Genomic DNA, 6,051 nt, shown 5'->3' with positions numbered 1-6,051 from the left:
GGTCTCGACCTCTTCGAAGGTGATATCGTGGTCCTTCGGATCGGGCGGGCGGGTCGGCAGGGTCAGGTGGCAGTTCTCGGTGAAGACCCGCAGCTTGGCGTGTTCGGGCGCAGGCCAAGTGAGAGGAAAGTAGCTTGTCGAGATCGCGATACGGATGCGGTGCCCCGCCGCAAAGCGCTGCGCGATGTCGTTGAGCTTGATATGCGTGCGGCGCCGTTCGCCGGGTTCGATGGGGTGCGGGTTTTCGTGGCCGCCATCGTGGCACAGGTTGCGCACGGCATAGGTGATGCGCGTGACGCGGTCGTCCTCGTCCACGTCCGAAAGACGGATCGCGACCATGCCGATCGGTTTGTCCACCTCGTATTCCAGCTCGATCTCGGCCGCGCCGAGAATTTCGACCGCGTTCTCCAGCCGGTCGCTGTCGAAGACAAGCGCGCCGCCGTCTTCCTGCCGCTGGTCGCTCGGCAGGTCCGGCGTCGCCGAGTACGAACACCACTTGCCCGCGAAAACCCCGGTGGAAAGAGGACTTTTTACCGACATGAAGGGGACATCGCCGAGGTTGGCGGACGCGTCCGGCGCCCCGGCGTCAGCCTCGCGCAGCAGCCGGCCACCGGGGGCAAGGCGCCATGTCTGGGGTTCGATCCGCTTCGAGGGCCACTGGGCCTCGCCCACCCAGCGGCCGGGGCGGTGGTCGTAGCGCGGCGTGGGCGGCACGCTGTCCTGCATCCACGCCCGGAGCATCGGTTCGGCCTCGATGCCGGTGTCGATATCCTTGAGCCAACGGTCCCACCACCGCAGGCACTCCTGTAGAAAGCCGATCGCGGGGCCGGGCACGCCGATATGCGGGTATTTGTGGCTCCATGGTCCGACAAGACCCATGCGCGGCCCGGGCAGGTTCTTCATCAGGCGAAAGACGGAGTTGGAATACCCGTCCGCCCATCCGGACACGGCCATCACGGGCGTCGTGACCTTCGACCAGTCCTCGCAGATGGACCCGTGCTTCCAGTAGGCGTCGCGGTGCTGGTGCTCCAGCCAGGTGATGAGCCACGGCTCGTTCGCCTCGAGCCGCTGAAGCCACATGTCGCGCCAGCGCTCGCCCACATTGGCCGGGTCCGGCGGCATCGCGTTGTAGGCGAACATCTGTTCCGCCCACGAGATGTTGTCGCCCAGCAGGCAGCCGCCCATGTAATGCACGTCATCGGCGTAACGGTCATCGGTCGAACATACCGTCACGACAGCACCCAGCTCGGGCGGTTGCATCGCGGCGATCTGCAGGCCATTGAACCCGCCCCAGGAGATGCCGATCATGCCGACCTTGCCGGAACACCAGTCCTGCGCGGCCAGCCATTCCAGCACCTCGACCCCGTCGTCGAGTTCCTGCTGGGTGTATTCGTCCGTCAGCACGCCCTCGCTGTCGCCGCTGCCGCGAAGATCGACACGGACCGACGCATAGCCATGCCCTGCGAAATACGGATGCATGAGCGAATCCCGCTGTGCCGTCCGGTCGTTCTTGCGGTACGGAATGTATTCCAGGATCGCCGGAACGGGCCGTCGGGCGGCACTCTCGGGCCGCCAGATCCGCGCGGCGAGACGGGTACCGTCCCGCAGCGGAATCTCGACATGGCGCAGGTGCTCGGTCGGGTGCGGGAAGTCTTCGCGGATACTCACTGTTGCAGGCACTCCGGTTAGTCGATCTCGTAGGGCAGGATCTCGATTGCGCGATCGTATTTGCGCAAGAGCTCTTCTTCATTCTGCGCTCCGATGAACAGGTCGGCGAGTTCGTAGCTGTAGCTTTCCTGTTCGGGCAGTTCGCTCAGACGATCGCCTTTCGAGACGTTGGATTCAACCACCACGTCCGGCATTTCGTGATGCAGCCTTTTCAGGTCGTCATCGCCGGGCGCGCGGCTGACGACGCCGTCCTTTTGCGTGCGCACGAAATGCTTCGCCGCGATCTTGAAGTCGCCGGCGCCGCTGCGCCACTCCGGGGTCTCGCCGAGTGCAAGCTCGACCGCGATCGTCTGGTGGGGCCGTCCGTCGACCTTGTCGAACAGGTGGGAATGGGATTGCGATAGCCGCGAATTCATCTCCAGGACGTTCAGTCGGCCGGTTTTGGGGTCGTGGAAGAACTCGATATTGAACGGGCAGGTGTCATAGCCGATCTGGCGGATGATCGCGTCCGTGGCGTCCTCCATTCTCTTGCGGGTCTCGGCGTCGATATCGGCCGGGTACTGGTAGCGGTTGAAGGTATGGCCGTTCGGCTCGCGGATCGAGGCGACCGTGCCATAGGCGGTCATCTCGCCACCGTGGACGAAACCCTCGATCGTGTACTGATCGCCCTGCGCGATGAGTTCTTCGGCCATGCACAGCGTCGGGCCGCACTCGACCAGGTCCTGCGGCATCTCGGTATGACGCAGCGGGTAGGCGAAGGGCCGGGTCAGTTCCTCGATATCCGAACGGATCTCGGACAGCGCCGCCGCGAAATCCTCGCGGTTCTTGATCTCGAAGCCAAGCATCGAGGAATGACCGACCACAGGCTTGATCCAGAACGGAAAGTCCAGGGTGATCTGGTCGAGCGGGTCGTCCGCGAACGGGTCGAACGCGCAGAAGCCCGGCGTGTCCATGACCTTGGCCTGTTCGCGGCGGAACCAGAACTTGTGCTCGCATTTCATCACGGCCTCGACGGAGGCGTAGGGAGCCTCCATGCGCTTGGCCAGGAACGCGGCGATCACGGATGAGGGGAAATCCCAATAGGTGATGACGGCCTCGGCGCCCGCCTCACGGGCGCGGCGTTCGGCCAGGTCAAGGCGCTCTTCGAAAGGGAAGCCGCTTTGTTCGATGATCGTCTCTTCGCGGGTAAGGGCGGGCACGAATTCGACAGCCTCGCGCCGTCCTGCCGTTTCGGCGAGATAATCCGAGGTGAAGTTGTCGTATCCGACGACGGCGATTTTCTGCATGGGTTCCTCCCTTGCTGCACGGTCTCAATTCCCCGTGCCGCCCAGTGTTCCCACCAGTCTTCAGAACATGCAGGTTTGGCTGCGCCGATTTGCTTTATTCTTGCAGGGGGCGCGGATGCCTCAGAACCTTCACCACGTATTCGCCACGGCGCACGATCCTGCGGTCCCTGCGGGTCACGACCAGCCCGTCGAAGGGCGCGCGGATTTCGTGCTGTTCCAGCCCGGCCTCGGTAACGATGACGGCCAGCAGCTGCCCTTCGGTCACCCATTCGCCGACCTCGGCATTCAACATGAGAGCGCCGGGTGCGGGTGTCAGGACAAGCTCTGCCGCGTCGATATCGCCGGTGACGGGCTCGAGCGGGGTCACCGGCGACAGGGTATCCTCAACCGTGCCGAGATCGACCAGATAGCGATAGAGCCCCGCAGCGTCCTGTTCGGCCAAGTCCGGCGTCACGTCAATCATGCCCCGCAACTCGACAGTCGCCGAAAAACGCGCGTCGTTTTCCCTGCCTTGCCCGGCCCACCGCTCGGCGACCTTGAGAACGAAGGAAAACGGGTCTTCTCCTGAATCGGTCAGGATCACCGAGGCTCCCAAGGACTGGGCCAATCTGCGGCCTTGCTCAAGCTGTCGTTCGAGCACGTAGAGATAGACGGGTCCTTCATCGTCGCAATGCAGGTCGAGCGCGATGTCGGCCTCGGTCGCAAGGGCCAGAAGCTGCGCCTTCAGGCGATCATCGGCGCGTTGCGTGGCCTGACCATCTTTGGCGGACGCAGGAAAGGTGCGGTTGAAATTCGCCCGTCCGCTGAAATCGAAGCGCCCCAGCGTTTCGCCGAACAGGACCTGGCTCAGACCGATCGGGTTTGCATGCGGAACGACGGTCACGTCTGCGGCCAGCCGTCCCTCCCGCTCGGCTTTCTCGAGCCGCGGGATCAGCCGATCGAGCGCGACCGTGCCAGGCACCTCATGGGCATGGAGCGCTGCCTGGAGGTAGACCGTACTGGCGTCGCCCGTCCCGCGGAACCGGAAGACGCGAAGAAAGAATTCCTGTCCCGCGCTATCCGCGTCGATCGTGAGGCGTTCGATCTTCATGGTGCCGTGCTCCCTGCCTGCGTGCTCTCTTTACCGGGACCCATACCAGTATTCGACGGGCCACAAAGGCGGCCAACGTTCCCGGCGTGGTCAGGTTTCATCCGGGGCCTGACGAACGGGATCGTGACAGCACCTGTTCGTGGCGTTTGCAAGCGTTCGCCGAACACCGATCCTTGCCCCTTTGCCCCCGAAGTACCGGCCTCTGTGTTTATTCTCTCGGCCGGGGTGATCAAAACAGATAGGCGAAGGCTCTGAGGTTTTGCCTAAGGTTTGCGATGGCTAAGTCAATTAGGCTCGGCTAAGTCCATGCCGGTTTCGCGAACATGGCCTTGTTCCAATTGGTGCTTGCGGGATTATACGTGGAAAGGCTTGGCCGAAATTCGTTCTGCGCCTATGGTGAAAATATGTTTTCACAAGACGCAGCCACGAGGCCAAGCCAATGCAGGAACGCTCCTTTCACTCGCGCGTGCGCCACATCATGCCGGATCTCCCCACCGCAGAGCGCAAACTCGGGGAGTTGCTGCGAAACTTTCCCGGCGAGCTTGCAAGTTATTCGGCCTCGGAGCTCGCCCAACTCGCGGAGGTGTCTAATGCCACTGTGAGTAGGTTTGTCCGGAGGCTGGGATATGCCTCTTATGAGGAGGCCCGCCGCCATGCGCGCGACGAGAGCGCCAGCGGCTCGCGGTTGTTTCTCGCGACCGGGGGCAAGGGCGTGGCGGACGACCCCAAAGCCTATTGCGAGGCCGATATCGGTAACGTCAGAGCGACAGTCGACGGTATGGTGGGGGGAGCAAAAGTCGAGACCCTCGCCGAGGCGCTGCTTGGCGCCCGCAAGGTGTGGGTCATCGGGTTTCGGGCGGGAGCGCCCTTAGCACAATACTTACAATGGCAGTTATTGCAGGTGGTCGAAAGAAGCGTGGCCTTGCCTGGGCAGGGGCAGACCCTTGGCGAACATGTAGCGGGGATCGAGGCCGAAGATGTTGTAATTATCTTCGGCCTACGTCGAAGGATTGCCCGATTCGACGAACTGGTGGCACTGGTGGGCAAGACCGGCGCGCGAGTTGCCCTAATCACCGATCAGAGCATGGCCTTACGCGTCGATGTCGCATGGCATTTTCGCTGCATGACCGAATCACCCGGACCGTTATTCAGCCATACTGGGGTCATGGCCTTGCTCAACGTCATCGCCAATCGGGCGATCCAAATGGCCGGTGAAGCGGGCCGAAAACGTTTGATCGAAATTGAGGCGGCCAACGATTTTTTGCAGGAACTTTAAACGGTTCGTTGGGCGGCGAGCGAAAATTTTGTTTCAGATAGGCGTGATTTACTTCGAATTGTGAAATTTCATTTTTACGAAAAGCGGTTCCGTGCTAGCATTGTGAAAGCCAGTTTTCATCTCGAGCCGATTGCGGCCCGCTGGCGCAAGATCGGCTTTGGACCAACCTTGGCCTGACAGAGAGGAAAAAGAACATGCGTAATTTACTTGCCACCAGTGCCACAGCCCTGATCATCGGGGGCGGTGCGTTTGCGGATACCCTGGACCTGCGGGTTCTTGGTCAGCCGGTCGGCTCGGGCCTGATCCAGCAGCAAAAGGAACAGCCTTTTTTTGAAGATTTCGCTGCCCGCTCCGGTATGGATGTCGCGGTCAGCTATCTGCCCGTCGACGTCGCAGGCATCCCCGACAACGACGGAATGCGCGTGGTGCGCACCGGACTGTTCGATATCGTGTCCTTCCGCGGCTCGCAGATCAGCCGCGACGAGCAACTGTTCGGCAGGGTGTTTGACCCGCACGTGCTGCGACGCTTCCTCCCCTTCGTGCGACCGTACAAGAAGTACTTCGTGTTGGCGCTGTTCGGTGTACTCGCGTTCACCGCTACCCAGCTCGCGGTTCCGCTCGTCATCAGAAACACGATCGACAACGCGCTCGTCGGTGGCGACGCGAGTCGGAGCGCGCTCTACATCGCCGCGGCGATCTTCGCGGTCATCATCCTGGTGAACTACGGCGCG

4 protein-coding genes and 1 pseudogene are annotated in these 6,051 nt (G+C 62.2%); 2 read left to right on the top strand and 3 right to left on the bottom strand.

Annotated features, from left to right (window positions below):
- From LCF60_RS23070 to LCF60_RS23060, 3 genes are all read right to left on the bottom strand, one after another.
- The coding region (locus LCF60_RS23070; RefSeq protein WP_292294885.1) for a CocE/NonD family hydrolase at positions 1-1,668 on the bottom strand (1,668 nt) is incomplete at its 3' end.
- A 17-nt stretch (positions 1,669-1,685) separates the two neighbouring features.
- Entirely contained in the window at positions 1,686-2,954 is a 1,269-nt protein-coding gene (locus LCF60_RS23065; protein ID WP_292294884.1) for an ATP-grasp domain-containing protein, read from the bottom strand.
- Positions 2,955-3,048: 94 nt separating this feature from the next.
- Entirely contained in the window at positions 3,049-4,044 is a 996-nt protein-coding gene (locus tag LCF60_RS23060) for a succinylglutamate desuccinylase/aspartoacylase family protein (RefSeq protein ID WP_292294883.1), read from the bottom strand.
- A 439-nt stretch (positions 4,045-4,483) separates the two neighbouring features.
- Here LCF60_RS23060 and LCF60_RS23055 point away from each other — a divergent pair, with 439 nt between their 5' ends.
- Together LCF60_RS23055 and LCF60_RS23050 are read left to right on the top strand one after the other, a co-directional pair.
- The gene (locus tag LCF60_RS23055; RefSeq protein ID WP_292294882.1) at positions 4,484-5,320 is read left to right on the top strand and encodes a MurR/RpiR family transcriptional regulator; all 837 of its coding nucleotides are present in this window, start codon (positions 4,484-4,486) and stop codon (positions 5,318-5,320) included.
- Between the two features lie 194 nt (positions 5,321-5,514).
- A pseudogene (locus LCF60_RS23050) lies at positions 5,515-6,051 on the top strand (hypothetical protein); the annotation flags it as partial.

It is taken from the genome of Marivita sp. (assembly GCF_020055635.1).
GTDB lineage: Bacteria > Pseudomonadota > Alphaproteobacteria > Rhodobacterales > Rhodobacteraceae > Marivita.
The sequence above is the reverse complement of the archived record's forward strand: the minus strand, read 5'-3'. Positions and strand labels throughout refer to the sequence as shown.

What these genes read in the sequence shown, in the direction of transcription:
- LCF60_RS23065 (WP_292294884.1), bottom strand. Translation starts at nt 2,954, where the DNA reads ATGCAGAAAATCGCCGTCGTCGGATACGACAACTTCACCTCGGATTAT.
- LCF60_RS23060 (WP_292294883.1), bottom strand. Translation starts at nt 4,044, where the DNA reads ATGAAGATCGAACGCCTCACGATCGACGCGGATAGCGCGGGACAGGAA.
- LCF60_RS23055 (WP_292294882.1), top strand. Translation starts at nt 4,484, where the DNA reads ATGCAGGAACGCTCCTTTCACTCGCGCGTGCGCCACATCATGCCGGAT.